Source organism: Bradyrhizobium sp. 4 (assembly GCF_023100905.1).
GTDB lineage: Bacteria > Pseudomonadota > Alphaproteobacteria > Rhizobiales > Xanthobacteraceae > Bradyrhizobium.
In genome coordinates, this window is sequence record NZ_CP064686.1 from 5,685,993 (window position 1) to 5,710,821 (window position 24,829).

The 24,829-nt window shown below is 63.2% G+C and carries 26 protein-coding genes and 1 pseudogene; 21 read left to right on the forward strand and 6 right to left on the reverse strand.

From position 1 onward, the window contains the following. The first annotated feature begins 593 nt into the window (after positions 1-593). The gene (locus IVB45_RS27105; protein ID WP_247359009.1) at positions 594-1,376 is read left to right on the forward strand and encodes a Crp/Fnr family transcriptional regulator; all 783 of its coding nucleotides are present in this window, start codon (positions 594-596) and stop codon (positions 1,374-1,376) included. On the opposite strand, the gene IVB45_RS27110 is transcribed toward IVB45_RS27105, so the two are convergent. Both IVB45_RS27110 and IVB45_RS27115 read right to left on the reverse strand, forming a co-directional pair. After that, positions 1,351-2,277: a hypothetical protein gene (locus IVB45_RS27110; RefSeq protein WP_247359007.1), complete on the reverse strand. Its 927-nt coding sequence runs from the start codon at positions 2,275-2,277 to the stop codon at positions 1,351-1,353. The two genes, IVB45_RS27105 and IVB45_RS27110, sit on opposite strands and share 26 nt — an antisense overlap. 38 nt (positions 2,278-2,315) lie before the next feature. Then, positions 2,316-2,603 (reverse strand): hypothetical protein, encoded by a 288-nt coding sequence (locus IVB45_RS27115; RefSeq protein WP_247290759.1) that lies wholly within the window; start codon positions 2,601-2,603, stop codon positions 2,316-2,318. A 354-nt stretch (positions 2,604-2,957) separates the two neighbouring features. On the opposite strand from IVB45_RS27115, the gene IVB45_RS27120 reads away from it, so the two are divergent. From IVB45_RS27120 to IVB45_RS27190, 15 genes are all read left to right on the forward strand, one after another. Beyond that, positions 2,958-4,058 carry an inositol-3-phosphate synthase gene (locus IVB45_RS27120; protein ID WP_247359006.1) on the forward strand — a complete coding sequence of 367 codons (1,101 nt, stop codon included), beginning with the start codon at positions 2,958-2,960 and terminating at the stop codon, positions 4,056-4,058. Beyond that, the gene (locus IVB45_RS27125; protein WP_247359004.1) at positions 4,058-4,657 is read left to right on the forward strand and encodes a histidine phosphatase family protein; all 600 of its coding nucleotides are present in this window, start codon (positions 4,058-4,060) and stop codon (positions 4,655-4,657) included. Before IVB45_RS27120 ends, IVB45_RS27125 begins: the two co-directional genes overlap by 1 nt. Beyond that, positions 4,654-5,757, forward strand: a complete 1,104-nt coding sequence (locus IVB45_RS27130; RefSeq protein WP_247359003.1) for a glycosyltransferase — start codon at positions 4,654-4,656, stop codon at positions 5,755-5,757. The genes IVB45_RS27125 and IVB45_RS27130 overlap by 4 nt, the downstream gene beginning before the upstream one ends. A 2-nt stretch (positions 5,758-5,759) precedes the next feature. Continuing rightward, the gene (locus IVB45_RS27135; RefSeq protein WP_027566467.1) at positions 5,760-6,569 is read left to right on the forward strand and encodes a nucleotidyltransferase family protein; all 810 of its coding nucleotides are present in this window, start codon (positions 5,760-5,762) and stop codon (positions 6,567-6,569) included. After that, entirely contained in the window at positions 6,566-7,333 is a 768-nt protein-coding gene (locus IVB45_RS27140; protein WP_247359001.1) for a TIGR04290 family methyltransferase, read from the forward strand. The genes IVB45_RS27135 and IVB45_RS27140 overlap by 4 nt, the downstream gene beginning before the upstream one ends. After that, positions 7,330-8,283 carry a beta-xylosidase gene (locus IVB45_RS27145; protein ID WP_247358999.1) on the forward strand — a complete coding sequence of 318 codons (954 nt, stop codon included), beginning with the start codon at positions 7,330-7,332 and terminating at the stop codon, positions 8,281-8,283. Before IVB45_RS27140 ends, IVB45_RS27145 begins: the two co-directional genes overlap by 4 nt. Beyond that, a complete protein-coding gene (locus tag IVB45_RS27150; RefSeq protein WP_247358997.1) occupies positions 8,271-9,476 on the forward strand; it encodes a phosphopentomutase in 1,206 nt (401 codons plus the stop codon). Before IVB45_RS27145 ends, IVB45_RS27150 begins: the two co-directional genes overlap by 13 nt. 209 nt (positions 9,477-9,685) lie before the next feature. Continuing rightward, complete coding sequence (locus IVB45_RS27155; RefSeq protein WP_247358995.1) at positions 9,686-10,798, forward strand: NAD-dependent epimerase/dehydratase family protein; 1,113 nt, start codon at positions 9,686-9,688, stop codon at positions 10,796-10,798. Further along, positions 10,798-11,862 (forward strand): GDP-mannose 4,6-dehydratase, encoded by a 1,065-nt coding sequence (locus IVB45_RS27160; protein ID WP_027566462.1) that lies wholly within the window; start codon positions 10,798-10,800, stop codon positions 11,860-11,862. The genes IVB45_RS27155 and IVB45_RS27160 overlap by 1 nt, the downstream gene beginning before the upstream one ends. Then, positions 11,859-13,145, forward strand: coding sequence for a TIGR04295 family B12-binding domain-containing radical SAM protein (locus IVB45_RS27165; protein WP_247358994.1), 1,287 nt, complete (start codon positions 11,859-11,861; stop codon positions 13,143-13,145). The genes IVB45_RS27160 and IVB45_RS27165 overlap by 4 nt, the downstream gene beginning before the upstream one ends. After that, a complete protein-coding gene (locus IVB45_RS27170) occupies positions 13,142-14,245 on the forward strand; it encodes a glycosyltransferase family 4 protein (RefSeq protein ID WP_247358992.1) in 1,104 nt (367 codons plus the stop codon). The genes IVB45_RS27165 and IVB45_RS27170 overlap by 4 nt, the downstream gene beginning before the upstream one ends. Further along, a complete protein-coding gene (locus IVB45_RS27175; protein WP_247358990.1) occupies positions 14,242-15,372 on the forward strand; it encodes a glycosyltransferase in 1,131 nt (376 codons plus the stop codon). The genes IVB45_RS27170 and IVB45_RS27175 overlap by 4 nt, the downstream gene beginning before the upstream one ends. Next, the gene (locus IVB45_RS27180; protein ID WP_247358988.1) at positions 15,369-16,457 is read left to right on the forward strand and encodes a glycosyltransferase; all 1,089 of its coding nucleotides are present in this window, start codon (positions 15,369-15,371) and stop codon (positions 16,455-16,457) included. The genes IVB45_RS27175 and IVB45_RS27180 overlap by 4 nt, the downstream gene beginning before the upstream one ends. Beyond that, on the forward strand, positions 16,454-17,578 hold the full coding sequence (locus IVB45_RS27185) for a glycosyltransferase (protein WP_247358986.1): 1,125 nt from the start codon (positions 16,454-16,456) through the stop codon (positions 17,576-17,578). Before IVB45_RS27180 ends, IVB45_RS27185 begins: the two co-directional genes overlap by 4 nt. A gap of 11 nt (positions 17,579-17,589) precedes the next feature. Continuing rightward, the gene (locus tag IVB45_RS27190; RefSeq protein ID WP_247358984.1) at positions 17,590-18,657 is read left to right on the forward strand and encodes a UDP-glucuronic acid decarboxylase family protein; all 1,068 of its coding nucleotides are present in this window, start codon (positions 17,590-17,592) and stop codon (positions 18,655-18,657) included. A 24-nt stretch (positions 18,658-18,681) separates the two neighbouring features. Here IVB45_RS27190 and IVB45_RS27195 read toward each other — a convergent pair whose 3' ends face one another. Further along, positions 18,682-18,942, reverse strand: a complete 261-nt coding sequence (locus IVB45_RS27195; RefSeq protein WP_247358981.1) for a hypothetical protein — start codon at positions 18,940-18,942, stop codon at positions 18,682-18,684. 108 nt (positions 18,943-19,050) lie between these two features. Continuing rightward, positions 19,051-19,548: a ferritin-like domain-containing protein gene (locus IVB45_RS27200; RefSeq protein WP_026234016.1), complete on the reverse strand. Its 498-nt coding sequence runs from the start codon at positions 19,546-19,548 to the stop codon at positions 19,051-19,053. A 228-nt stretch (positions 19,549-19,776) separates the two neighbouring features. Between IVB45_RS27200 and IVB45_RS27205 the strand changes: the two are divergent. From IVB45_RS27205 to IVB45_RS27220, 4 genes and pseudogenes are all read left to right on the forward strand, one after another. Beyond that, positions 19,777-20,363, forward strand: a pseudogene (locus tag IVB45_RS27205) (NADH-quinone oxidoreductase subunit B family protein). A gap of 29 nt (positions 20,364-20,392) precedes the next feature. Beyond that, positions 20,393-21,262: an MBL fold metallo-hydrolase gene (locus tag IVB45_RS27210; protein WP_247358978.1), complete on the forward strand. Its 870-nt coding sequence runs from the start codon at positions 20,393-20,395 to the stop codon at positions 21,260-21,262. 73 nt (positions 21,263-21,335) lie between these two features. Further along, on the forward strand, positions 21,336-21,689 hold the full coding sequence (locus IVB45_RS27215; RefSeq protein WP_197031109.1) for a hypothetical protein: 354 nt from the start codon (positions 21,336-21,338) through the stop codon (positions 21,687-21,689). A 204-nt stretch (positions 21,690-21,893) separates the two neighbouring features. Next, the gene (locus IVB45_RS27220) at positions 21,894-22,781 is read left to right on the forward strand and encodes a manganese catalase family protein (RefSeq protein ID WP_247358976.1); all 888 of its coding nucleotides are present in this window, start codon (positions 21,894-21,896) and stop codon (positions 22,779-22,781) included. Between the two features lie 53 nt (positions 22,782-22,834). On the opposite strand, the gene IVB45_RS27225 is transcribed toward IVB45_RS27220, so the two are convergent. After that, entirely contained in the window at positions 22,835-23,071 is a 237-nt protein-coding gene (locus tag IVB45_RS27225; protein ID WP_247358974.1) for a hypothetical protein, read from the reverse strand. A gap of 26 nt (positions 23,072-23,097) precedes the next feature. After that, positions 23,098-24,294, reverse strand: coding sequence for an NADH-quinone oxidoreductase subunit D (locus tag IVB45_RS27230; RefSeq protein ID WP_247358972.1), 1,197 nt, complete (start codon positions 24,292-24,294; stop codon positions 23,098-23,100). Positions 24,295-24,456: 162 nt separating this feature from the next. On the opposite strand from IVB45_RS27230, the gene IVB45_RS27235 reads away from it, so the two are divergent. Beyond that, the gene (locus IVB45_RS27235; protein WP_155809547.1) at positions 24,457-24,693 is read left to right on the forward strand and encodes a DUF3551 domain-containing protein; all 237 of its coding nucleotides are present in this window, start codon (positions 24,457-24,459) and stop codon (positions 24,691-24,693) included. The last annotated feature ends 136 nt before the right edge of the window (positions 24,694-24,829 follow it).

Genomic DNA, 24,829 nt, shown 5'->3' on the forward strand with positions numbered 1-24,829 from the left:
TCCATAGGGGACGATCAGGAAATGATGCGTCGCCGTCGCGGCGAGAGCCGTGGCGGGTCAAAACCGCCATGGACGGTCGGAATCGCACCTCTTGTCTACCTCGCACAGCGGAGCATGTGACCAGCTGATAGGCACGCCCAGTGCCCTCGGCGTGGACCTGGAGTAGGGGACGCGTCACGCACGCCGATTTCGGTGCGCACAAACACGCGTAATATCGGCGATGGGTCGAGATCGGCGAAGGCACGCACATGGTTCTGCTGGAGAAGAACCGGTTGCAGGCGTTCGACGCGATCAATCAGTTTCTCTCGGAACAGTATGAGCATGACTAGCGCGATCTCCGCGGATCCCGCCGCGAGAACACAGATGCTTCGCCTGAGCGCGCCTCGCGCTTCCGGTTCCCGAATCGTCCGATCCTTGAGGACGATCGCATGCGCCGTCTACTGTTCCGGAACCGTTTGACCGATGGTCCCCCCTTCTGGGCGCATGCTGGGCAGACAAACATGACCTGCATGGAGTGAAACTATCAAAGTTTAATGCGCTCTGTCGTTCTCATCGATCAGATTGGGGACGGGTTCTGAGTTGTTAGGCGACCAATGCAGGCAGGATTTGCGTTCTCCAAGCTCGCGGACCGGTTGGCGAGCCTCACTCCCGTAACGGCCGACGATCTCCACCTGCTCGCGGACATGGCAAGCACAATCGCGCATCTCAGTTCGCGCCAGGCCGTTTTGCGGCATGGCGATGATGCCACTCAGTGCTGTCTGCTCCTTCAGGGATATCTGTCTTGGCAGGATGCAGAGAGTGCAGACGGGCAGATCACTTCAATCCATGTCCCCGGAGACATCGCCGATCTGCACACGCTTTATCGTCCTCGCGTTGACGGCAATTTGATCGCGCTCGGGCCTGCCATCGTCGCTCTCGTGTCCCACCGCTTCTTCCACGATTTGTCCGCGCGTTCGCCCGCGATGTCTCGCGCATTGCTGCTGATGCTGCTCACCAGCCACGCCATTCAGCGCAACTGGACAGTGAACCTGGGTAGCCGTGATGCATTGACGCGCGTGGCGCATCTGCTGTGCGAGATCACCACCCGCCTGCAAAGCGTCGGCCTGGCGAGAGATCTCAGGCTGCCGTCGCCCTTTACCCAATCGGACCTTGCGGCAGCATGCAGCATCTCCCCGGTCCACGCCAACCGCACGATTCAGGAGCTGCGACGATGCAACCTCCTGCAATGGCAGGGTAAGACGGTAACGATTACGGACTGGCCGGGACTCGTGCGGCTCGCAAGATTCGATCCGACTTACCTGGGCATTCAGTCCAGCCGCGACGATGCGTCGTCATTGCGGCTCCGGCCACTTACGGCGGACCTTGCGCTCGCTTGAGCCCCTTTCGGACGACACGTTGGAAACTTGCGGAGCGTGCAATCAGGGCCTCCCGCGCCTCTCCAAGGACGTCATCCCAATTGCCTGATGTCCTCTGATGAAACAGCCGCAGGCTCGGATACCAAAGGGAATGGGACTCGGATGACGGCCAGCGCCAGTCGCAATCCGCATGCAACAAGACCCACGCGTCACAGCCGAGCGCTCCCGCAAGATGGGCCACCATGGTATCAACGCAAACGAGGAGATCGAGCCGCTGGAGGAGACGACCGAGAACCGTAATGTCAGGCGTGCTGACGTCCTTCGCGTCGATCTCGGCCAGTTCGGGCGCTCGGGCCCCGCGTTGCAGCGAGCAGAGCGTCACTCCGGGAACGGCAAGTTGCCCTAGCAGGGACGGCGGGATGGTCCTTCGCTTGTCCCAGTTGCCGACTTCCCAAACCAGGCCGACGGCAAGAGCTCCAACTTCAAGACCTCGGACTTGCTCGACCGCCGGCGGCAGCGATACGTAAGATGCACGCATCTCGACGTGCTCCCGCCTCGCCCTTATGGCATGCGGCACCTCCATGATCTCGATATCGACCTCGAAGTCGATCTCAGGTGCACCATCATGGAGCGCAAAAGCCCGATCGACGCCTGCCGCTCGCTCGACCAGCGGCAGAAGCTCGCCCTGGCACCAGACCGTGACGCGGCGCGCGACGTCACGAAGCGGCCGCATGAAGCGCAGGAACTGGATGGTGTCGCCGAGCCCGTGGTAACAGCGGACCAGTACATCCTTGCCCCTCAGCTCCTCGCCGCGCCAGATGCGCTGGAGGTGACGAGGCCCGGTATGCTTGGGTGGATACGCAAACGTTGCCAGATCGCGATCGTTGATCGCCCAGGCGCGCTCGAATTCGCCTGCCCGCATCGCCTCCGTCCAACCGCCCGACACCCGCGGTGATCCGATCAACGCCGAACGAATTTGTGAAAGCGGCTCGGCTTTCCGTCCTTGGTGCGGTCCTGGTGGAGGAACGCAATGCCGGTCTCGTCGAACTTGGCGAAGAATTCGTCCCAGCTGATCCGGTCGAGCCCTTCGTCGGGCGGATCGAAATCGATGCGCAGGATGCCGGCGTGTCCGTCCTCCTCGGTAGCCTTGACCGTCGCGGGCTTTCCGCCGCGTTCCTCCGCCCATTTCCGGATCACGTCATGGCTGGTGGTCTGCTGGGCTTCGCTGGTTTGTGATTTGGATGACATGTGACACCTCGATTCCTGACAAGGAGCGAGCGACGGATCGGCCCTCGCGTCAGACTGTTTCGCCGTGAACGCCGGACGCGAGGATTTGTTCTTTCGTAGGCCGGACTCTCTCAAAGCATCATCTTCTTCATCTTCATCATGGAAGCGTTTCGTTCCCGCCAAACTGCCCGGGATTCTATCCCAGGTTAAGCGCGTGAAATTTTTTCGGCCGAAATCCGACGTGAGGCGGACATAGTGCCGTGAGTTCAGGAACGAACATACGTTCCTCACGTTCGCCGACGTACTTACGTCAACACTGCAAGTCTTCAACACTGCATGCCTCAACGCTGCACGTCTTCCGGAGGGCCTCGATCCATGCATTCTCGTCTTCAGGACAGGCGGCGCGTGCGCGTCGGCATCGTCGGTGTCGGCAATTGTGCGAGCTCCTTCGTTCAGGGGCTCTCCTATTACCGGGACGCCAAATCGAACGAGCCGGTGCCTGGGCTGATGAACGCCGATCTCGGCGGCTACCACATCAGCGACATTCAGGTCGCGTCGGCTTTTGACGTCCATGCCGGCAAGGTCGGACGCGACGTGGCCGAGGCGATCTTCGCAGCGCCGAACAATACGCACCGCTTCTCCGACGTCGCAGCCACCGGCGTCATGGTCCAACGCGGCCCGGTCATGGACGGCGTCGGCCATTATCTCAAGGACGACGTCCCGATCGCGGATGTCCCGGAAGCCGACGTCTCCGAAGTGCTCGCGACCTCGCGCACGGACGTGCTTGTGTCCTATCTTCCCGTCGGTTCGCAGCGCGCGAGCGAATTTTACGCCGCGCGCGCGATCGAGGCCGGCTGCGGCTACGTCAATTGCATCCCGGTCTTTATTGCCTCGAATCCCGACTGGCGGCGGCGATTCGAGGATGCAGGCCTGCCGATCGTCGGCGACGACATCAAGAGCCAGGTCGGCGCCACCATTCTGCACCGTGTGCTCGCCAATCTCTTCCGCGAACGCGGCGTGCGGCTGGACAGAACCTACCAGCTCAATGTCGGCGGCAACACCGATTTCAAGAACATGCTCGAGCGCGAGCGGCTGACATCAAAGAAGATCTCCAAAACCCAGGCCGTGACCAGCCAGTTCGACGTGCCCATGGATGCCGATAATATCCATGTCGGCCCGAGCGACCATGTGCCGTGGCTGACCGACCGCAAGCTGGCCTTTATCCGCCTGGAGGGCACGACGTTCGGCGGTGTTCCCTTGAGCGCGGAAGTCAAGCTCGAGGTCTGGGACTCTCCAAACTCGGCGGGCGTCGTGATCGACGCGGTCCGCTGCGCCAAACTTGCCATGGACCGCGGGCAAGCCGGCGCGCTGACGGGCCCCTCGAGCTATTTCATGAAGTCGCCGCCTCAGCAGTTCACGGACGAGGAAGCCGGACGGCGAACGCGCGCCTTCATCGACGACAAGGCGTACACCTGATGGCGAAGATCATTCATCTGATCCGCCACGGGCATCATGCCCTGCTCGGCCGCACGCTCTGTGGCCGGATGAAAGGCGTAGAGCTCGATGATCTCGGCTGCGAGGAAATCGCGCGATGCGCCGATACCTTCACGCCGCCGCCGAGCATGGTTCAGTCGAGCCCGCAGCGGCGCTGCATGCAGTCGGCCTGCATCCTGGCCGCACGCTTCGGCTTGCCGGTGGAGATCGTGCCGGCACTCGACGAGCTCGACTACGGCGAATGGACCGGGCTGTCGTTCGAGGCACTCGCCCGAGACCCCCGATGGTCGCGCTGGAACGAACAACGCGGAACGAGCCGCCCGCCGTGCGGCGAAAGCATGCGGTCGCTCCAGAAGCGCGTCGTCGCCCATCTGGAGCAGCTGCGCAATGATCATGGTAGCGGCACCGTCGTCGTCGCCGTCAGCCATGCCGAGCCGATCCGCGCGGCGCTGCTGCATTATTCCCGGAAAGAGCTCGACGACTTTCTCTCGATCGAGATCGACCCCGGCAGCGTCAGCACCCTCAGCGTGGACAATCGCGGACTCAAGATCACCGGGATCAATCAGCGGGTGCCAGCGTGAAGATCGTGATTTTCGGCCTGACAATTTCCTCATCCTGGGGCAACGGTCACGCCACCTTGTGGCGAGGGCTTTGCAAGCATCTCGCGCGAGCGGGCCACAACGTCGTCTTTTTCGAGCGCGACGTTCCCTATTACGCCGGCGCGCGGGATTTGCACGAAGTGCCCGGCGGCCAATTGCGCCTGTTCTCGAACTGGGACGATGTACTTCCTTTGGCGCGCAGCGACATTCGTGATGCCGATGTCGCGATCGTGACCTCCTATTGTCCCGACGCGATCGCCGCGACGGAACTTGCCCTGTCCGAGGGCCACGCGGTGCCCGTGTTCTACGACCTCGACACGCCGGTCACGCTGGCGAAGCTCATGGCCGGCGAGGCCGTTCCCTATATCGGGCCGCGGGGCCTGCGGGATTTCGCCCTGGTCCTGAGCTTCACCGGCGGTCCACGCATCTGCAACGAATTTCGCGACAGGCTCGGCGCCGGCAATGTCCGCCCGCTCTACGGCCATGTCGATACGGACACCCATCGACCGGTGTGGTCGCAGCCGCATTACCGTGCGGATCTGTCCTATCTCGGCACATATTCACAGGATCGCCAGCGCGCGCTCGAGGCTCTGTTCGTCGAACCCGCACGCAACAGGCAGGATCGGCGTTTCCTGATCGGGGGTGCACAGTACCCGGAAGATTTTCCCTGGTCGCCAAACATCTACTTCGTGCAGCACTTGCCGCCGTCTGAGCACGCGTCGTTCTTTGCGTCGTCCCGGCTAACGCTCAACGTCACGCGCCGCGCCATGGCGGAGATGGGCTGGTGTCCCTCCGGTCGCCTGTTCGAAGCCGCTGCCTGCAAGGCCCCGCTCCTCAGCGACGACTGGCCGGGACTCGATGAATTCTTTGTACCCGGCCAGGAAATCCTGATCGCACATGATGCGAAGGACACGCTTGCTGCGTTGACGATGGCCGACGCCGACCTTCAGCACATCGCCGGGCGCGCATATGAGCGGACCATGGATCAGCACACATCCGACAAGCGCGCTGCCGAACTGATTTCGCTGCTCGAGCAGACGGCATCCCTCGGCGCGCGCCGACAGCAACCCGAGGAGGCCTGATCATGTGGGGCATCGTTCCGGCCGCGGGCCGCGGCAGCCGCATCCAGCCGCTCGCCTTCTCCAAGGAATTGCTTCCGGTCGGAAGCCAACGGGACGACGGTATCGATCGTCCATGCGCCGTCTCCGAATATCTGCTGGAGCGGCTGATCCTTGGGGGTGCCGACAAGATCTGCTTCGTGATTTCCCCCGGCAAATCGGACATCCTCGAATATTTCGGCGATCATTACGGCAGCGCTCAACTCGCCTATGTCGTGCAGCCCGATGCGTCGGGGCTCTGCGATGCCGTGTTCAGGGCGGGCACGGTGGTTGGCCACAACGAAGACATCCTGGTCGGACTTCCGGATACCGTCTGGTTCCCAAAGGCCGCCCTGCAGGCGTTGCCGGCCGCTGACCTGTCGTTTCTGCTGTTTCCGGTTGAACACCCCGAGTTCTTCGATGCCGTCGTGCTCGACGGGGATCGCGTCACGGAGATCCAGGTCAAGCAGCCGGATGCGGCGTCGAAATGGATATGGGGCGCCTTCAAGATGTCCGGCAACGGATTTCGCGAGCTACAGTCGCTGTGGACGAAGCGCGAGCGCCGGGATGAATATTTCGGGACGCTCGTCAACGCCTACATCGCGGCCGGCGGCCAGGGTCTCGGCGTCAAGGCCGGCGAATCCTATGTCGACGTCGGCACCATCGACGGCTACCGGACGGCAATGGCGTTGCTCGCCGAAAGCTCCGTCGGGAACGGACGCTCTCGACTGCTGGCCGGCGGTTCGCCGGAGGCGGCCCGCCCGGCCCACGCAATGAACAATGGAGTGACCGCATGAGCAGAGGCGCCCTCTCCCGCGAGGAAATCCGCCAGCGCGTCGATGCGCTCGGGCCATGGTTTCACAATCTGGACCTGAATGGCGTGCCGACTGCGCCTTCACACTTTCTCGGTGACTATCCCAACGTGAAATGGCGCCGCTTCTCCGGGATCATCCCGGACCGCCTCGAAGGCAAGACCGTGCTCGATATCGGCTGCAATGCCGGGTTCTACGCCATGGAGATGAAGCGGCGCGGCGCCGAGCGCGTCCTCGGCCTGGACACTGACGACGAATATCTCGCACAAGCCCGCTTCGCGGCCGAGGTGAACGGGCTCAGGATCGAATTCCGCAAGATGTCAGCCTACGACGTCGGACAGCTGCGCGAAAAGTTCGATCTCGTGATCTTCATGGGCGTGCTCTACCACCTGCGGCACCCTCTGCTGGCACTCGATCTGATCCACGAGCACGTGGCCGGCGATCTCCTGCTGTTCCAGTCGATGCAGCGCGGCGACAGCCGCGTGGATTGCGTCGACAAGAACTACGACTTCTGGACCACCGATCAGTTCGATTCCCCGGGCTATCCAAAGCTGCACTTCATCGAGAACAAATATGCCGACGACCCCACGAATTGGTGGGTGCCGAACCGCGCCTGCGCCGAAGCCATGCTGCGCAGCGCCGGCTTTGCGATCGCGGCGCATCCGGAAGACGAAGTCTATCTATGCAAGCGGGTAGCAAGGCCGCAGGCGGAAGGTCCGGTCTATCCGTCGCGGGAGACCGGCCGATGATCGAAGCCGCCAAGATCTGGAACGAGCCCAACAACAAGTCGCACTGGGACATCCTGATCGATCCGGATTGGACCATGTTCGCGAGCCTGGCGCTCGCTGCGGGAAAGGCGATCCGCAGCGCGCATCCCACACTCCCGCGCGTGCTTGGCGGTATATCGCCGATCGATCCGTCCTTCATCCGCAACATGCAGGCGCGCGGCGTGCTCGATCATGTCGATGCCGTGGCCGTGCACGGCTTTCCGCTGGACTGGAACCTGTGGCAGATCGCGGAATGGCCGGCCAAGATCGACGAGATCAAGGCCGTCACTTCCCTGCCGGTGTGGGTAAGCGAGGTGGGAGTCTCGTCCTTCGGTGCCGAGGAGGTGCAGGCCTGGGGACTGACGCGGACCGCCGAGCTGTTGACTGGCCGGGCGCCGCGGATTCACTGGTACAGCCTCTACGATCTTCCTTCCAGTTGGGAGGCGACGACGCGGCACAAGGAAGCTGAAGGTTCCTCCTACTATCGGCATTTCCACATGGGGCTGCTGCGCGAGGACGGCACGCCGAAAGCTGCCGCGGGCCTGTTCAGCCAATATGCACCTGCGATGGGCCTGTGCCAGTGGTTTCACTTCGAGGACCACCGCCTCGATGACGCCGTGCGCTGGATGCGCCGGCTCGGCGTGCAGCATCTCAGGACTGGCCTGTCCTGGGCCGACAGCTTCCGTCCCAATGCGCTCGCCTGGTTCGATCGGCAGATGGACGCGCTGGCCGAGTTTCAGGTCACGGTGACCTTCTGCTTCACCCCGGAACATCGGGGTATCGAGCCTCATCACACCAGCCCGCCGCTCGACGTCAACGAGTTCGCGGATTTCTGCGCAAAGATGGTCGAACGCTATTGCGCGAAAACCGGACTCGCGCCGTCCGCAGTGTCTTCGCGCCCGGCCATCTCGGAGCCGACATGCGTGCCCTGATCCTGGTGATGGACTCCGTCGGGATCGGCGCCGCGCCCGATGCCATCAATTACGGCGACGAGGGTGCCGATACCGTCGGCCACATTGCTGCCATGTGCATGGCCGGCACTGCCGACGGACCCAGCCGGGAGGGGCCGCTTCGGCTTCCTAATCTGGTTGCGCTCGGACTTGGCGAGGCTTGCCGTCTCGCCACCGGGCGCGTGCCGCCGGGGCTGGATGGCCGTCCTGAGCACGCGCGATTTGGCTGTGCGAGCGAGATCTCCAAAGGCAAGGACACACCATCCGGTCATTGGGAGATCGCCGGCGTTCCGGTGCCGTTCGACTGGGGCTATTTTCCAAGAACCAAGCCGTGCTTCCCGCGCGACCTGATGGAGCGCCTGTGCGAACAGGCGCGATTGCCCGGCATCCTCGGGAATTGTCACGCCTCCGGCACAGAGATCATCGCCGAATTCGGCGAGCATCACATCAGAACGGGCGAACCGATCTGCTATACATCGGCCGACAGCGTGTTTCAGGTCGCAGCGCACGAGGAGACGTTCGGACTCGAACGCCTCTATGAGGTCTGCCGCATTGGCCGCGGACTGGTCGATCCCCTCAACATCGGGCGCGTCATCGCACGTCCCTTCATCGGTACGTCGGCAGGTGGCTTCAGGCGGACATCGCACAGGAAGGACTTTTCCGTCCCGCCGCCGGAGCGGACGATCCTCGATCTTGCCGAAAGCGCAGGCCGTGACATCGTCACGATCGGAAAGATCGACGACATCTTCGCTCATCGCGGGACCGGGAGGAACCTGCGCGGCGATGGCAACCAGGCGCTGTTCGATGCCACGCTCAATGGGCTGGCCTCTCTCGCAGAGGGCGGGATGTTGTTTGCCAACTTCATCGATTTCGACACTCTGTACGGCCATCGGCGCGACGTCGCGGGCTATGCAGCGGCGCTCGAAACATTCGATGCGCGCGTTCCGGATCTGCTGAACCGCCTGCGCGACGATGATTTCCTGATCATCACGGCCGATCATGGTTGCGACCCGACCTGGAGCGGTACCGACCACACGCGGGAACAAGTGCCGATTTTGGCATGGAGCCCGCGCTCAACTTCTTCGATCGGCAAGCGCGCCGGATTTGCGGACATCGGCGCAGCGGTCGCTAGGCATCTTGAACTGCGGGCGCCGGGTCACGGCGTGCATTTCTAGCCCGCTGCACCCGGCAGATTCACCTGGGTTATTGATCCAGGTTAGAGAAATATTCGTTTGTAGGTTTCGCAGGAACGAACATTCCTTGCATCGCTTCTACTCCCAAATGTGACTGGCGCGCCGGTCGCCCGACCAGAACAGCAGCGCGCTTTCATTCTCATCACGGATTGATCCCGCAGGATCGATCTCACGGCGGCACGGAGCGGTGAATGACGCGAGTATTGATCACTGGAGGTGCGGGATTCATCGGATCGCATGCGGCCGACGCGCTGCTAGCGGCCGGCTATGAAGTCCGCCTGCTCGACAATCTCTCGCCGCAGGTCCACGGAGGCAACCGCCAGCGTCCCGCCTATCTTGCCAAAGACGCGGAGCTCGTCGTCGGTGACGTCACCGACGCTCTCGCGGTCGATCATGCGTTGCGCGGCACCGACATGGTCCTGCATCTCGCATCAGCAGTCGGCGTCGGCCAGAGCATGTACGACATCGAACCTTATGTCAGGACCAACGAGCTCGGCACCGCCGTGCTGTTGCAGACATTGTCCAAGCGCCCGGTCGCGCGGCTCGTGGTGGCCTCATCCATGAGTATCTACGGCGAGGGCCTCTACCGGAGCGCCGATCAGAGCGTGGTCGCCTGCGAGGAGCGGGCGCTCGAGCAGCTTCGCCGCGGCGATTGGGAGCTGCGCGATGCAACCGGCAACCCGCTCGATCCTGTTCCGACCCCGGAGGCAAAGCAGCCTTCGCTGAGCTCAATCTATGCGCTCAATAAATATGCGCAGGAGCGCATGTGCCTGATCACAGGCAAGGCTTATGGCATCCCGACGGTGGCGCTACGCTTCTTCAATGCGTTCGGGCCGCGTCAGGCGCTGTCCAATCCGTATACCGGCGTGTTGGCCATCTTTGCCGCCCGGCTGCTCAACGGCCGCCCTCCCCTCGTCTTCGAGGACGGCCGGCAGCGCCGCGACTTCGTCCATGTCCATGACGTCGCCCGCGCCTGCCGGATGGCGCTGGAGGCGGAGCACGCGCAGGACGTCTTCAACGTCGGCTCTGGCCAGAGTCGCACCATTCTATCGGTCGCGGAGGATCTAGCCGAAGTCATGGGGCGCCGCGACATTGCGCCCGAGCTGACGCGGAAGTATCGCGCCGGGGATATCCGGCACTGCTTCGCCGACATGGGAAAATCCCGCGACGTGCTCGGCTTCGAGCCTCGCGTCGCATTCAGGGATGGGCTCGAAGAGCTGGCGGAATATCTCGCCGACCAGATCGCCGACGATCAGGCGGAGCGGGCCACCAAGGAGCTGCAGCAACGAGGATTGGTCGCGTGATGAGTGAACGAGACAACAGACCCGTCCTGATCACCGGCGGCTGCGGGTTTATCGGGTGCAACCTTGCCGACCGCCTCGCGGAGCGCGGCGAGCCGGTGCTGATCCTGGATAACCTCGCCCGCGCCGGCGTGCGGGAGAATGCGCAGTGGCTGAAGTCCCGGCATGGCGACCGGGTCACAATTACCGTGGCCGACATTCGCGAGCCGATCCCGGTGATCGACGCCGTACGCGAAGCCCGCGCCGTGCTGCACCTGGCCGCCCAGGTCGCCGTCACCGACAGCGTGAGCGATCCGGCCGCCGATTTCGAGATCAACGCGCGGGGCACATTGAACGTGCTCGAAGCCGTGCGCCTCCACAACAACGCCGCGCCGGTGGTGTTCGCCTCGACTAACAAGGTCTACGGACGCCTGATCGACGATGGCGAGATCGCGCTCACCGGCCGCCGCTACACGCCGACAAGCGGCCTGCTCGCCGCCGGCATCTCGGAAAATGCGCCGCTCGACTTCTACAGTCCCTATGGATGCTCCAAGGGAACGGCGGATCAATACGTCCACGACTATGCGCGGGTCTACGGCCTGCAGACCGTGGTGATGCGCATGAGCTGCATCTATGGGCCCCGTCAATTCGGCACCGAGGATCAGGGCTGGATCGCGCATTTCCTGCTGAGCACCATCCGCAGCAAAGAGCTGACGATCTATGGCGACGGCCATCAGGTCCGCGATGCGCTTCACGTCTCCGACGCGGTCTCGGCCTGGCTCGCCGTGCTCGATGGCATCGCGCTCGCCCGTGGACGCGTCTTCAATCTCGGCGGCGGTCCGGCCAACGCGATCAGTCTGCTGGAATTGATCGACCGCATCACCGATCTGACCGGCCGCAAGGTGGCCTATCGCTTCGCCGATTGGAGGCCCGGGGATCAGCCCTGGTACGTGACCGACACGCGCGCGCTCTCCAGCGCGCTCGGGTGGGCGCCTCAGGTTTCGTTCGCAGACGGCCTCCGATCCCTTCACACCTGGCTGGACGGCCGGTTCGGATCGTCACAAGGCAACCGCGAGGCGCTGGCATGACGCGTGTTGCCCTCATCAACCCGAATTGGGATTTTGGCGGCAGCATCTATTTCGGCTGCCGATCCCCTCACCTTCCGCTCGAACTCGGGATCTCCGAGCATTATTTGAAGGCGGCCGGGCACAAGACGCTGCTGCTCGACGCCCACATGTTTGACCTTTCTCTCGCCGATATCGAAGCCGAGCTGCGCGCGTTCGGCCCCGACCAGATCGTCATCACGACGGCACCGACCTATCTGTTCTGGCGCTGTGCCCCTCCCGAGCTCCGCGTCCCGCAGGAGCTTGCGAGGGCGGTGCGCGACTTGGCTCCGATCCTCGTCGCGGTGGGCCCCCATGGCTCGACCGTGCCAAAAGCGGCGCTTCGAAAGCTCGGCACCGACATCGTCGTGATGGGCGAGTGCGAGGCCTCCTTATTGCGTCTCGCCAATGGCGAACGGGACTTTCCGGGCCTGTGCTTTGCCGATGGCGCCTCGCTCCGCGTCAATGGCGGCCCGCAGGCGGTCGCATTCAAGGATCAGCCGCCGCTTGACTGGCCGGAGGAGATGATCCGGCGGCACCACCATCACCACCACCGTTTCGAAGCCGGGCCGCAGGCGCCGGGCGCTGAGGTCGAGGCGTCCAGGGGATGTCCGTACAACTGCACGTTCTGCGCCAAGGAGAACTTCCGCAACGCCTACCGCAAGCGGCCTGCCACCATCGTTCTCGAAGAGGTCGAAGGCCTGCGCCGTCAAGGCATCGAATATGTCTATTTCATCGACGAGATATTTCTTCCGAACGAGGAACTGCTGGAAGGGCTGGCCACACGCGGGCTGAAGTTCGGGGTGCAGACCCGCATCGACCTCTGGAAGCCGGACATGCTGGCTCTGCTCGGCCGCGCCGGCTGCGTCTCGATTGAAGCCGGCATCGAGAGCCTCACGGTCGAGGGCCGCGCCGCGCTCGCCAAGAACTGCAAGATGACGACCGACCAGCTCGCCGAACGGCTGGTCGAAGCGCGCCGTCACGTCCCCTTCGTGCAGGCCAATTTGATCGAAGTGCCCGAGGACGAGGATCCCATCGTGCAGCGCTGGCGCCGCACCATGCAGGATGCCGGCATCTGGGCCAACGATCCGGTCCCGCTCTATCCTTATCCCGGCTCGCCGGATTATCGGAAGCTGTGGGGCGAGCCCGACGATTTCGCCTGGGAACGCGCACACCGGCACTATCTCGCGATGTTCGACCAGTTCAGCGATGTGCAGAACGATCGCCCGGTCCCGCTCGAGGCTCTCGAACTGCAGGTGGCATCATGAGCCGCAGCTCGCAGCTCAGGATCCTTATGACGACCGATACCGTCGGAGGCGTCTGGACCTATTCGTCATCTCTGGCTTCGTCCCTTGCAGCGAAGGGGGCCGACGTCACCCTGGTGACGATGGGTCCGCGCGCGCGGGCCGGCCAGCTTGAGATGCTCGGTGGCTCGCGGGTCCGCCTGATCGAAACGGACCTTGCACTCGAATGGCAGGATCCGGAAGGACAAGATCTGTCCCAGGCCAGGCGCGTCCTTACGAAGCTCGAAGCCAAAATCCGGCCTGACGTCGTTCACCTCAACAGCTTTCGCGAAGCGAACTTCGCCTGGCGCGCTCCAGTGGTGGTCGTCGCGCATTCCTGCGTCAACTCCTGGGGGCTCGCGTGCCGCGATACGAGCTGGCTCGGCGAACCGAAATGGCGCGGCTACACCGAACGGGTGACGGCCGCATTCGACACGGCACAGGCCTGGGTTTGTCCCAGCCAGTCCTTCCACGATGACATTGCGGAAATCTATCGGCCTCGCTCGCGCGGCATCGTGATCTGGAATGGAATTGAGCCTCAGGGCCTCGCGGGACGGAAGCAAGACATGATCTTTGCAGCGGGCCGGCTCTGGGACCGCGCCAAGAACATCGAGGTCCTGGCGGCCGCGGCGCCTGGACTGGACTGGCCCGTTCAGGTCGCCGGGCCGGCGGATGAGTGCCCTTCGGCTTCCGTCACCTGGCTCGGGCAGTTGTCTCACGAAGCCATGCGCGCGCACTTGCAGCACGCTGCCATCTTCGCCAGCCCCGCGCTCTATGAGCCGTTCGGCCTCTCCGTTCTGGAAGCCGCGGCCGCGGGATGTGCCCTCGTCCTGTCCGACATTCCGACCTTTAAGGAATTATGGAGTGGGGCCGCGCTGTTCGTCGATCCCACCGCCAGCAAGGCGCTGCATCGAGCGCTCGCAGGTCTGTGCACCGACGATCGCGAGCGGGTGCGGCTGCAACGTGCCGCCCTCGAGCATTCCCTGACCTACTCGCTGACCCGAACCACGAGCGCCTATCTCAGCCTGTACGAGGAGCTGCTTGCCGTCCATCACGCGCCCGCCCCCATGGAGGTCCGTGCATGAAATGCGTTCTGTTCTACCACGCGTTCACCTCCTGCTGGAACAACGGCAATGCCCATTTCCTGCGCGGTTATGCCCGCGAACTTCACGCGCTCGGTCATGAGGTCGTCGTGTTCGAGCCGATCGACGGCTGGAGCCGGTTGAATGCGATCCGCGAGGGTGGCAATCAGACCATGGAGGATATTCCAACGCTGTTTCCCGGCATCGGCATCCGCCGCTACGATGCCTCCCTTGATCTCGATGAGGCGCTGCACGGCGCCGATCTCGTCGTCGTCCACGAATGGAATTCACCTGATCTGATCGCAGACATCGGATCGAGACGGGCTCACGGCGCTCCGTTTACGCTGCTGTTCCACGACACCCATCATCGCGCCGTCAGCGCACCGGACGAACTTGCGCAGTTCGACCTCGACGGATTCGACGGTGTGCTCGCCTTTGGCGAGGTGCTTCGCCAAATCTATCTGAAGCTCGGCTGGGCCGACCGGGCCTTTACTTGGCACGAGGCGGCCGATGTCGCCCTGTATCATCCGCTGCCGCATATCGAGCGCACCGACGATGTCGTCTGGATCGGCAATTGGGGCGACGGCGAACGCAGTGCCGAGCTCAACGAATTTCTGGTCGAACCCGTGGCCGAGCTGAAGCTGCGCGCGGGGGTCTATGGCGTCCGCTATTCGGACCCAGCCCTCGCCACCATTCAAGCCGCAGGTATTCGGTATGGCGGCTGGCTGCCCGCGCACTGGGCTCCCATTGCTTTCGCTGGCGCACGTGCGACTGTCCACGTCCCCCGCGGCCCCTATGTCCGCTTGCTTCCGGGCATTCCGACCATTCGCGTCTTCGAGGCGATGGCGTGCGGCATTCCACTGGTCTCGGCCCCCTGGTCAGACGCGGAAGGACTGTTCCCGGAAGGTGCCTATCTCAGCGCTTCCGACGGCGCAGAGATGAAGCGGGCGCTTCGTGCGCTGCTCGACGACCGGGACTTATGGTCCGCCACGGTGGAGACCGGATTCCGGACGATCAAGGAGCGTCACACCTGCCGTCACCGGGCGGAGCAGCTTGTCGGCATTGTGCAGGACCTCAGGGCCTCAGGCCACTCCACACAGCCCCTGCGATACATCGGAGCCTCCGCATGAAGATCTGCTTCTTCGGATCCAGCCTTGTCTCATCCTACTGGAACGGTGCCGCCACCTATTACCGCGGCATGCTGAAGGAGATTGCGGCCCTCGGCCACGACGTCACATTCTACGAGCCGGATGCCTTCGAGCGCCAGGCCCATCGCGACATCGACGATCCCGACTGGGCGAAGGTGGTGGTCTACGCCGCAACGCCCGACGGCTGGCGAAGCGCGCTTGAGGACGCCGCCCGCTCGGCCGACATGCTGGTCAAGGCCAGCGGCGTCGGCGTCTTCGATCTTGAGCTGGAGAACGCGGTCGCCGACGTCCCGTCGAATGCAATGCGCATCTACTGGGACGTCGATGCCCCCGCGACGCTGGAGTCGGTGGCGGACAATCCAGACCATCATCTGCGCCATGCGATCCGGTCCTACGACATGGTTTTGACCTATGGCGGCGGCGATGCCGTCGTATCCGCCTATCGCGGCATCGGCGCGCGAGACTGCGCGCCGATCTACAATGCGCTCGACCCCGCCACGCACTTTCCGGCGCCGCCCAATGCGCGCTTCACGTGCGATCTGAGCCTGCTGGCAAACCGCCTGCCCGATCGCGAGCAGCGCGTCGAGCGGTTCTTCATCGATGTCGCACGCCAATTGCCCGACAAAACGTTCGTGCTCGGTGGATCGGGGTGGGACTCCAAAGACACGCCAGCCAATCTGCACAAGGTCGGGCATGTCGGGACCGGCGACCACAACGCGTTTTTCGGCTCCGGTCTCGCTACGCTGAACGTCAATCGCGACAGCATGGCGCGCTACGGCTTCTCGCCGCCAACGCGCGTGTTCGAAGCCATCGGTGCCGGCGCCTGCCTGATCACCGACCAGTGGGACGGCATCGATCATTTTCTCGAGCCAGATCGCGAGGTGCTGGTGGCCGCGAGCGGGGCGGAGGTCGCAGAGCATCTTGCCGGACTGCGCCCCGACCGTGCTCAGGCGATCGCGGCGCGCGCTCGTGCGCGCATTCTGAGCCATCACACCTACCGGCAGCGCGCGCGCCAGTTCAACGATCTCTTTGCCGCAAGCAGTTCGCGAATCGAGGCAGCAGAATGAAGCTCACCATCGTCGTCGTCGGTCTTTCGGTTACTTCGTCCTGGGGCAATGGCCATGCCACGACCTACCGCGCCCTGATCGAAGCCCTGGCACGACGAGGTCACCACGTCACGTTTCTGGAACGCGACGTCCCCTGGTATCGCGAGCATCGTGATCTTGCCAAGCCTTCCGGTTGGACCGTCGAGCTTTATCAATCCTTGAAGGACATCCCGCAGCGCTTCGGCAAGATGATCCGGGATGCCGACCTGGTGGTCATCGGCTCCTACGTGCCCGACGGCATCGCGATCTCCGAATGGATCACGACCCATGCCCGGGGGATTACCGCCTTCTACGACATCGACACGCCGGTCACGCTTGCGAAGCTCGAGCAGGGCCTGGACTACCTCTCCGCGGCGATGATCCCGCGCTTCGACCTTTATCTGTCCTTTGCCGGCGGCCCGGTGCCCGGCATGATTGAGGAGAACTATGGCAGTCCGTTGGCTCGGGTGCTGTATTGCAGTGCCGACACCGAGATCTACGCGCCGCAACGCGCGGAGAAGAAATGGGCACTGGGCTATCTCGGAACCTACAGCGAGGACCGGCAACCGGTTCTGGAGGAGTTGCTGCTCGCCCCTGCTCGCACTCTGTCACGCGAGCAATTCGTCGTCGCCGGCGCGCAATATCCCGGTGAGGTGGCCTGGCCCGCCAATGTCGCCCGGATCGAGCACCTCACGCCCAGACATCATCCGGGATTTTACGCAGAACAACGCTTTACGCTAAACGCCACCCGCGCCGACATGCGTGCGCTCGGCTTCTCGCCCAGCGTTCGGCTGTTCGAAGCGGCCGCGTGCGGCACGCCCGTCATCTCGGACCGGTGGCCTGGAATCGAGACCGTCTTCGAGCCTTCGCGGGAAATCCTGCTCGCATCGAGCCCACGCGACGTCGTGGAGATCCTGCGCGACATGCCCGAGGAGCAAAGGCGCACGATCGCGGAAAACGCAAGGCGCCGCGTTCTGGCCGACCACACCTCCGACCATCGCGCCCGGCAAGTGGAGACCTACTACGCCGAGGCGTCGGTACGTCGCCGCCGGAAAGCACCGCAACTTCCCGCCTCGCGTCCCATGCAGGTCGCGCAAATCTGAAAGGCAGCACCATGACAGTTCAGACCCGCATCAACGCGTCCCGCCGCTCTCCCACCGTTCTGGTGGCCGGAGGCGCCGGCTTCATCGGATCCCACCTCTGCGACGCGCTTTTGCAGCGCGGCCACACCGTGATCTGCCTCGACAACCTCTTCACGGGGACGACCGACAACATTCGGCCGCTGCTCAATCATCCGAACTTTCGCTTCATCGAACATGACGTACGCGATCCCGTCGAGATCGAGGGCGACATCGACCGGATCTACAGCCTCGCCTGCCCGGCGTCACCCCGTCATTATCAGAAAGATCCGGTCGGCACGATGAAGACCTGCGTGCTCGGCACTATCAACATGCTGGAGCTCGCGCAGCGGAAAGGCGCACGGGTGCTGCAGGCATCGACCAGCGAGATCTACGGTGATCCCGAAGTGCATCCGCAGCCGGAATCCTATCTCGGCAACGTCAATCCGATCGGACCCCGGGCCTGCTACGACGAGGGCAAGCGGGCAGCGGAAACGCTGATGTTTGATTACCATCGCATGTACGGGGTCGAAATCAAGGTCGCGCGCATCTTCAACACCTACGGACCCCGGATGCTGGAGAACGACGGACGCGTGGTCTCCAACTTCATCGTGCAGGCGCTTCGCGGAGAGCCGATCACGATCTATGGAGGTGGTACGCAGACCAGGAGCTTCTGCTTCGTCGACGATCTCGTGCGTGGCCTCCAGTTGCTCATGGAGAGCCCATCGTCAGTCACCGGACCGTGCAACCTGGGTAATCCGCACGAGGTTACGATCGAGGCGATCGCGCGCGACGTGCTGGCGTATACGGAATCAGCCTCCCCGCTCCGGTTCGAGGAGCTGCCGAAAGACGATCCGAAGCGCCGCAAGCCCGTCATTGACACGGCCGTGAAGGCGTTGGGGTGGCGCCCGCGCGTGGCGCTCAAGGATGGTCTTCGCGCGACGATTGCTTATTTCGCCATGCGCATGGCCGGCGAAGCGCCGGCACTGGTCCCGGCCATTGCATCGCGGAGGAGCGGACGTACCGGGGCACGCGGCCAGCTCACGATCGCAGATCGGCAGTAACAGCCCACGAACCCGCGCGAGCCCTCAAGCGCGTGAAGCAGCCGCGCCACGGGCCGGCTTGCAGAGGTTCTCGAGATGGTACTGGTATTCGGATATCGCGCGATTGGCCATCCGGATTCGGTTTGCCTGCCCTTCCTCGACCATCATGGTGATGCGTTGAGCCAGAAACACGCACGCCTCGAACTCATCGTGGATCACCCCGCTGCGGGCCAGAAAGTCCCATGCGATCTCATAGGCCTGTTCGGCAGCAGGATTGCGGTAGTCGCTGAAGATGATGTGCGCCATTGCAGCAAAACGCGGATGAGAGGGTTTCGGTCCTGCGAGCCCATATCAGGACGCAGGCGACTCAGCGGCCGAAGCCGCTGGTCTCGCCCTTGCGGGTGTGATGTTCGATCAGGCCGCCTGGCGCTGATGCGCCAGATATTCCATCGTCACCTTCTCGACGTTTGAGTCGATCCAAGCGGCCATGCGCTGCTCCTCCTTCAGCGATGTCTCGAGCGGCTCCTTGGCCTCCGCGAAACCAGCGGCGCCGCAGAGGGCGAGCAGAGACTTGTAGGCAGCGATCTCGAAATTCTCGAAGGCATTGTTGGCGAAAGTGTTCTTGAGAATCTCGTCGCCGGCCACCGAGTGTGCCATGGCTTGCATGTTCGCCATCATGGATTGCGTCGTATCCTTGAGGCTGGAGGTACTCTCGCCGCAAGCTTCTAGGCATCTCTCCAGCCGCTTCAGTTGCTCGTTGGTCTCCTGAAGGTGAGCGGCGACCTTGGCCTTGACCTCGGGATATTCGTCCAGTCGTTCCGACTGGCGCTCCATCAGCTCTCTTGCTTGCACTTCCATCGCATGCGCATTGCGTAATCCAACGACGAATGTATCGCGGGCTGCGTTCGTCATTTCATGTTCTCCATTTCACGGGGCCCTGCCGCCGCCAACCGCAGTTTCGGTGGATCGTTCCTAGGGTGATCCACGACGCCAACGCCGGGTTCCGGCCGTCGGACCCGAAGCTAACCTGCGATAACAGAACGCAAATCCTCCTCCCGCCGCAGGAACGCCGTATGCAAATCACTGTTTCCCGGAGCGGGTGGTCGCATCGCCAAACGGCCGCAGCGCTCAGGGACACGAATGACAAACAATTTTCCGCACGTCGGCAGCTCAGGCCCTTCGCTTGACCGGCCTGGATCTGGCCGGCCGGGCGAGGGACGGCCGGACAACACTTGCGATCCGTTCTTCATGACGATCCGCGACGATCTTGCGGACAAGGGCTTCTTCACGGCGACGGCGGAGGAGCTGATCACCTGGGCGCGGACCGGCTCGCTGATGTGGATGACGTTCGGGCTCGCCTGCTGCGCGGTCGAGATGATGCAGATGTCGATGCCGCGTTACGACGCCGAACGCTTCGGATTCGCGCCACGCGCATCACCGCGCCAGTCGGACGTGATCATCGTCGCGGGCACGCTCACCAACAAGATGGCGCCGGCGTTTCGCAAGATCTACGACCAGATGCCCGAGCCGCGCTACGTGATCTCAATGGGGTCCTGTGCCAACGGCGGAGGCTATTATCACTATTCCTACTCGGTCGTGCGCGGCTGTGATCGCGTCGTGCCGGTCGACATCTACGTGCCCGGCTGCCGCCGACCGCAGAGGCGCTGCTATACGGCGTGATGCTGCTTCAGAAGAAGATCCGGCGCATGGGTACGATTGAGCGCTAGAGAATTGATTACATCGGACTCGAATGAACATGACGCAGATCTCGCTTCCCTCTTCCGCCGACGCGGAGCACCCGCAATCCGACCTCGACCGCAACGACAGCACGCGGCAGATCGTCGCTGACGTCGCCTATCGTCAGCTTGCGATCGTCAACGTCATCTTCGTCGGTTTCGAGAACGCCGGCGACGGCAATTGGGTGCTGGTGGACGCCGGCATTCCTGGATCGGCTGGCGCCATCCGCTCCGCCGCGAAAGCGAGATTCGGAGGGAACGGCCGGCCCGCCTGCATCATCATGACGCATGGGCACTTCGATCACGTCGGCGTGCTCGAAACGCTGGCGAATGAATGGGAGGTTCCGGTTTATGCCCATGCGGCCGAGCATCCCTATCTTGACGGAAGTCAATCCTATCCGTCGGCCGATCCCACCGTCGGTGGCGGGCTGCTCGCCCGGCTTTCTCCGCTCTTCCCGACAAGGCCGGTGAACGTCGGATCGCGCCTCTATGATCTTCCCTTTGATCATAGCGTACCCTTCATGCCGGAATGGCGGTGGATCCATACGCCCGGCCATACCCCAGGGCATATCTCGCTCTGGCGCGAACGCGATCGCGTGCTGATCGCCGGCGACGCCTTCATCACGACGCGGCAGGAATCCGTTTACGCCGCGGTGACGCAAACACCGGAGATGCACGGGCCGCCGATGTATTTCACGCCCGATTGGGAAAGCGCGAAGACATCGGTGCGCGCACTTGCCGCGCTCGCTCCAGAGATCGTCGTCACCGGGCACGGCGCGGCCATGCAGGGGCCGCAGATGCGCGCGGCTCTCGATGCTCTCGCCGAACGGTTCGACGAAGTTGCCGTGCCTTCGCAATATCGACGCGGAGTCGTCGAGGACAGAGCTTGATCGCGCTGCACGGCTAGGAACGGTGGATGCTTCACATGATTGGTCCGACATCGAAACCTCAAGGAGAAGACAGATGCGTAAGACGATCCTGACGATCTTTACGGCAGCAATGCTTGCAGGCGCTTCAGTCGGCGCAGCGTTCGCGCAAGGTGCAGGCGGTGGCGCTGGTGGTGGCGCAGGCGGCGCCGGCGGTGGTGCGGGTGGCGCCGGAGGTGGCGCGGGCGGCGGCGCGGGCGCCGGGGCCGGCGGCGCGGGCGGCGGTGCTGGAGCTGGCGCTGGCGGTGCAGGAGCCGGCTCGGGCGGAGCCGGCGGCTCCGGTGGCGGCGGCATCACCCATGTCGAGCGGGGCGGACAAGGTGCTTCCAGTCCTCCCGGCATGCGCAACGAGACGACCCCACCGTCCAACGGCACCATGCCGCGGCGCTAACGGTTCGCGGTTCGCAATTTTCTAACGCGCGCTCCCTGCTGTTGCGCGCCTGAGAGCGGCCTCGGCGAGATCCTCTCCTCGCCGGGGCCGCATCGCGTTCACGTCTAAATTTAAAGGCTTCCAAAATAGTCGCTAGAAACTCAATAGGAACGCAACCCGGCAGCACTCATTGCGCAATAGCGTCAACACAAAAAGGAGCTGCGCATGTACTACTTCGACAAGCGACTGCAATATCCGGTCAGGGTCGAGAAGCCCGATCCGATCTTCGCCCGCCAGCTGCAGCAAGCCATCGGCGGCGTCGAAGGCGAGATCCGCGTCTGCCTTCAGTATTTCTTCCAGGCCTGGGGTGCGCGGGGGCCGGCCAAATATCGCGACATCCTGCTTAATACCGCGACCGAAGAGATCAGCCACATCGAGATGCTCGCGACCGCGGTAGCGCTGAACCTGGAGAATGCGCCGGCAACGATGCAGGAGACCAGCCTGCAGGCCAATCCAGTCGTCGGCGCGGTGATGAACGGCGGCGAGCGGCCGCGGCACGTGATCGAGGGCATGCTGCACCGGCACCTGCTCTCGACCGGCATGGCTGCCTTCCCTGCCAATTGCGACGGCGTTCCCTTCGATTGTTCGCATGTCTATGCCAGCGGCAATCTGGCCGCCGACATGTATTGCAACGTGGCGGCTGAATCCACGGGCCGGACCCTCGCCGTGCGTCTCTTCAACTCCACGAGCGATCCCGGCATGCAGGACATGCTGAGCTACCTGATTGCGCGCGACACCATGCATCAACAGCAATGGCTCGCGGTGATCGAGGAGATGGGCGCGGACGCCGCCCTGCCTATTCCGAACAGCTTCGACCGCAGCAAGGAGGCGACCGAATTCAGCTACATGTTCATGGGCACCGAACGCAACGCCGCGCCGTTGCAGCCGGGGCGCTACTGCGAAGGTCCTTCGCTCGACGGGCAGGGGTCGTTCAGCTTCCGCGCCGGGTTCGAGCCTTTGGGCGAGGAGCCTGTGCTCGGACCGGCGCGGCCGGATAGCGGCGCACAAGTCGAGCAGATGAACGAACCGCCGGTGACGAACGCGCTGACCTGATTGTCGTGCAACGGCCGGGGTCGTCCGATGAAAGGGACGGCCCTGGCCGACGTCTAGCGACGCCGAGCTATCAAAACGCCCAACAGAAACGCCGCAAAGATTGCCTGCAGCGGCGCTGCTCTGGTCATCGTCCTGAGCTGGTCGGCCAATTGCGCCGAAGGCGCTTGAGAAGGCGTATCGCCTGCTGTTCGTGTATCACCGTGCGGCGCGTGCGAGTCGCTCTGCGCGGTGAACTGATCGTCCACGAGGCCGGACGCTTCGGTCATCGCGGAGGTTTCCTTGATATCCATGCTGATCCTCCAGTGCGGCTTTCCAGTCAGCGATCGACCTCGCCGAAGACGATGTCCAACGACCCCAGGATCGCCGAGACGTCCGCGAGCAAATGCCCCCTGCAGAGAAAGTCCATCGCTTGCAGGTGGGCGAACCCCGGCGACCTGATCTTGCACTTGTAGGGACGGTTGGTCCCGTCCGCGATGAGGAACACACCGAACTCTCCCTTCGGAGCCTCGACGGCGACATAGACCTCGCCGGCGGGAACGTGGAAGCCCTCCGTGTAGAGCTTGAAGTGGTGAATCAGCGCCTCCATGGAACGCTTCATCTCACCACGTCGCGGCGGCGCGACCTTGTTGTCCTGCACGAGCACCGGGCCCTGGCCGTCCGCAGACTTCAGCTTCTCGATGCATTGCTTCATGATGCGCACGGATTGCCGCATCTCCTCCATTCGGATGAGATAGCGGTCGTAGCAGTCTCCGTTCCTGCCGACGGGGATGTCGAAGTCCATCTCGGCATAGCAGTCGTAGGGCTGTGCCTTTCGCAAGTCCCAGGCCGCGCCCGACCCCCGTACCAGCACGCCGGAGAAGCCCCAGGCCCAGGCCTGATCGAGCGTCACGCGACCTATATCCACGTTCCGGGCCTTGAATATGCGGTTGAGCGAGAGCAACCGGTCCAGATCGTCGACGACGCGCAGGAACGGATCGCACCAGGCTTCGATATCGTCGATCAGTTTGGGGGGAAGGTCCTGATGCACACCGCCGGGACGATAATAGTTGGCATGCATCCGACTGCCGGACGCACGCTCGTAGAAAACCATGAGCTTCTCGCGCTCTTCGAAGCCCCAAAGGGGTGGCGTCAAGGCGCCGACATCCATCGCTTGCGTCGTGACGTTCAGAAGATGAGACAGGATGCGACTGATCTCATGAAAGAGCACCCTGATCAGCTGCCCTCGCCGCGGAACTTCAAGCCCGATCAGCTTCTCTATCGCCAGGCAAAATGCGTGCTCCTGCGTCAAAGGAGCGACATAGTCGAGCCGGTCGAAATAGGGGATCGCCTGAAGATAGGTCTTGGCCTCGATCAATTTTTCGGTGCCCCGATGCAGAAGACCAATGTGCGGATCGACCCGTGCGACGACTTCGCCGTCAAGTTCGAGCACGAGCCTGAGCACGCCATGAGCGGCGGGATGCTGTGGACCGAAATTGATGGTGAAATTTCTAAGGCTGGGAGATTGGTCAGGCATACGGCTTCCGATCGAGGACATCCGTCACCTTAATCGCGATCGGCATCGAACGGCTTCACACAGGTTAACGATTCGCGTCGAACCCGAGAAAAGGAGCGGTCAACGTTGCACTTTGGAACGCCGCTTCACGAGGGACGTTCAATGTTGAAATTGGAGATATTCATGAAACATCGATTGCTCCTGGCTGCCGCGTCTCTCGCGCTTGTGATGGGCTTCGGCTCCTCGACGGCCGCCGTCGCACAAGACCGCTACTGCCTTCAGGGCCGCGTTTGGGGCTATCCGGGCAACTGCCAGTTCGCCAGTTACGCTCAGTGCATGGCGACTGCATCGGGAACGAACGCCTATTGCGGCGTCAATCCTCGCTATGCCTATGCCCGGCGATATAGGGGATATCGGTGACCAGTCCTGCTTGCGGACTGGCAATCGAGCCCCGTTCTGACCGATCCCGCCGTTGAGCCGAGCGCCCCATGGCAGCAGAGCAAATGGTCACGGCCATCGTGTTCGCCGGTGGTCTTGGTCTGGGCGCGCATCGTGG

What these genes read in the sequence shown, in the direction of transcription:
- IVB45_RS27165 (WP_247358994.1), top strand. Translation starts at nt 11,859, where the DNA reads ATGACGCGTGTTGCCCTCATCAACCCGAATTGGGATTTTGGCGGCAGC.
- IVB45_RS27145 (WP_247358999.1), top strand. Translation starts at nt 7,330, where the DNA reads ATGATCGAAGCCGCCAAGATCTGGAACGAGCCCAACAACAAGTCGCAC.
- IVB45_RS27200 (WP_026234016.1), bottom strand. Translation starts at nt 19,548, where the DNA reads ATGACGAACGCAGCCCGCGATACATTCGTCGTTGGATTACGCAATGCG.
- IVB45_RS27150 (WP_247358997.1), top strand. Translation starts at nt 8,271, where the DNA reads ATGCGTGCCCTGATCCTGGTGATGGACTCCGTCGGGATCGGCGCCGCG.
- IVB45_RS27155 (WP_247358995.1), top strand. Translation starts at nt 9,686, where the DNA reads ATGACGCGAGTATTGATCACTGGAGGTGCGGGATTCATCGGATCGCAT.
- IVB45_RS27170 (WP_247358992.1), top strand. Translation starts at nt 13,142, where the DNA reads ATGAGCCGCAGCTCGCAGCTCAGGATCCTTATGACGACCGATACCGTC.
- IVB45_RS27210 (WP_247358978.1), top strand. Translation starts at nt 20,393, where the DNA reads ATGACGCAGATCTCGCTTCCCTCTTCCGCCGACGCGGAGCACCCGCAA.
- IVB45_RS27125 (WP_247359004.1), top strand. Translation starts at nt 4,058, where the DNA reads ATGGCGAAGATCATTCATCTGATCCGCCACGGGCATCATGCCCTGCTC.
- IVB45_RS27220 (WP_247358976.1), top strand. Translation starts at nt 21,894, where the DNA reads ATGTACTACTTCGACAAGCGACTGCAATATCCGGTCAGGGTCGAGAAG.
- IVB45_RS27230 (WP_247358972.1), bottom strand. Translation starts at nt 24,294, where the DNA reads ATGCCTGACCAATCTCCCAGCCTTAGAAATTTCACCATCAATTTCGGT.
- IVB45_RS27135 (WP_027566467.1), top strand. Translation starts at nt 5,760, where the DNA reads ATGTGGGGCATCGTTCCGGCCGCGGGCCGCGGCAGCCGCATCCAGCCG.
- IVB45_RS27190 (WP_247358984.1), top strand. Translation starts at nt 17,590, where the DNA reads ATGACAGTTCAGACCCGCATCAACGCGTCCCGCCGCTCTCCCACCGTT.
- IVB45_RS27225 (WP_247358974.1), bottom strand. Translation starts at nt 23,071, where the DNA reads ATGGATATCAAGGAAACCTCCGCGATGACCGAAGCGTCCGGCCTCGTG.
- IVB45_RS27180 (WP_247358988.1), top strand. Translation starts at nt 15,369, where the DNA reads ATGAAGATCTGCTTCTTCGGATCCAGCCTTGTCTCATCCTACTGGAAC.
- IVB45_RS27235 (WP_155809547.1), top strand. Translation starts at nt 24,457, where the DNA reads ATGAAACATCGATTGCTCCTGGCTGCCGCGTCTCTCGCGCTTGTGATG.
- IVB45_RS27110 (WP_247359007.1), bottom strand. Translation starts at nt 2,277, where the DNA reads ATGCGGGCAGGCGAATTCGAGCGCGCCTGGGCGATCAACGATCGCGAT.
- IVB45_RS27185 (WP_247358986.1), top strand. Translation starts at nt 16,454, where the DNA reads ATGAAGCTCACCATCGTCGTCGTCGGTCTTTCGGTTACTTCGTCCTGG.
- IVB45_RS27115 (WP_247290759.1), bottom strand. Translation starts at nt 2,603, where the DNA reads ATGTCATCCAAATCACAAACCAGCGAAGCCCAGCAGACCACCAGCCAT.
- IVB45_RS27160 (WP_027566462.1), top strand. Translation starts at nt 10,798, where the DNA reads ATGAGTGAACGAGACAACAGACCCGTCCTGATCACCGGCGGCTGCGGG.
- IVB45_RS27175 (WP_247358990.1), top strand. Translation starts at nt 14,242, where the DNA reads ATGAAATGCGTTCTGTTCTACCACGCGTTCACCTCCTGCTGGAACAAC.
- IVB45_RS27105 (WP_247359009.1), top strand. Translation starts at nt 594, where the DNA reads ATGCAGGCAGGATTTGCGTTCTCCAAGCTCGCGGACCGGTTGGCGAGC.
- IVB45_RS27140 (WP_247359001.1), top strand. Translation starts at nt 6,566, where the DNA reads ATGAGCAGAGGCGCCCTCTCCCGCGAGGAAATCCGCCAGCGCGTCGAT.
- IVB45_RS27120 (WP_247359006.1), top strand. Translation starts at nt 2,958, where the DNA reads ATGCATTCTCGTCTTCAGGACAGGCGGCGCGTGCGCGTCGGCATCGTC.
- IVB45_RS27215 (WP_197031109.1), top strand. Translation starts at nt 21,336, where the DNA reads ATGCGTAAGACGATCCTGACGATCTTTACGGCAGCAATGCTTGCAGGC.
- IVB45_RS27195 (WP_247358981.1), bottom strand. Translation starts at nt 18,942, where the DNA reads ATGGCGCACATCATCTTCAGCGACTACCGCAATCCTGCTGCCGAACAG.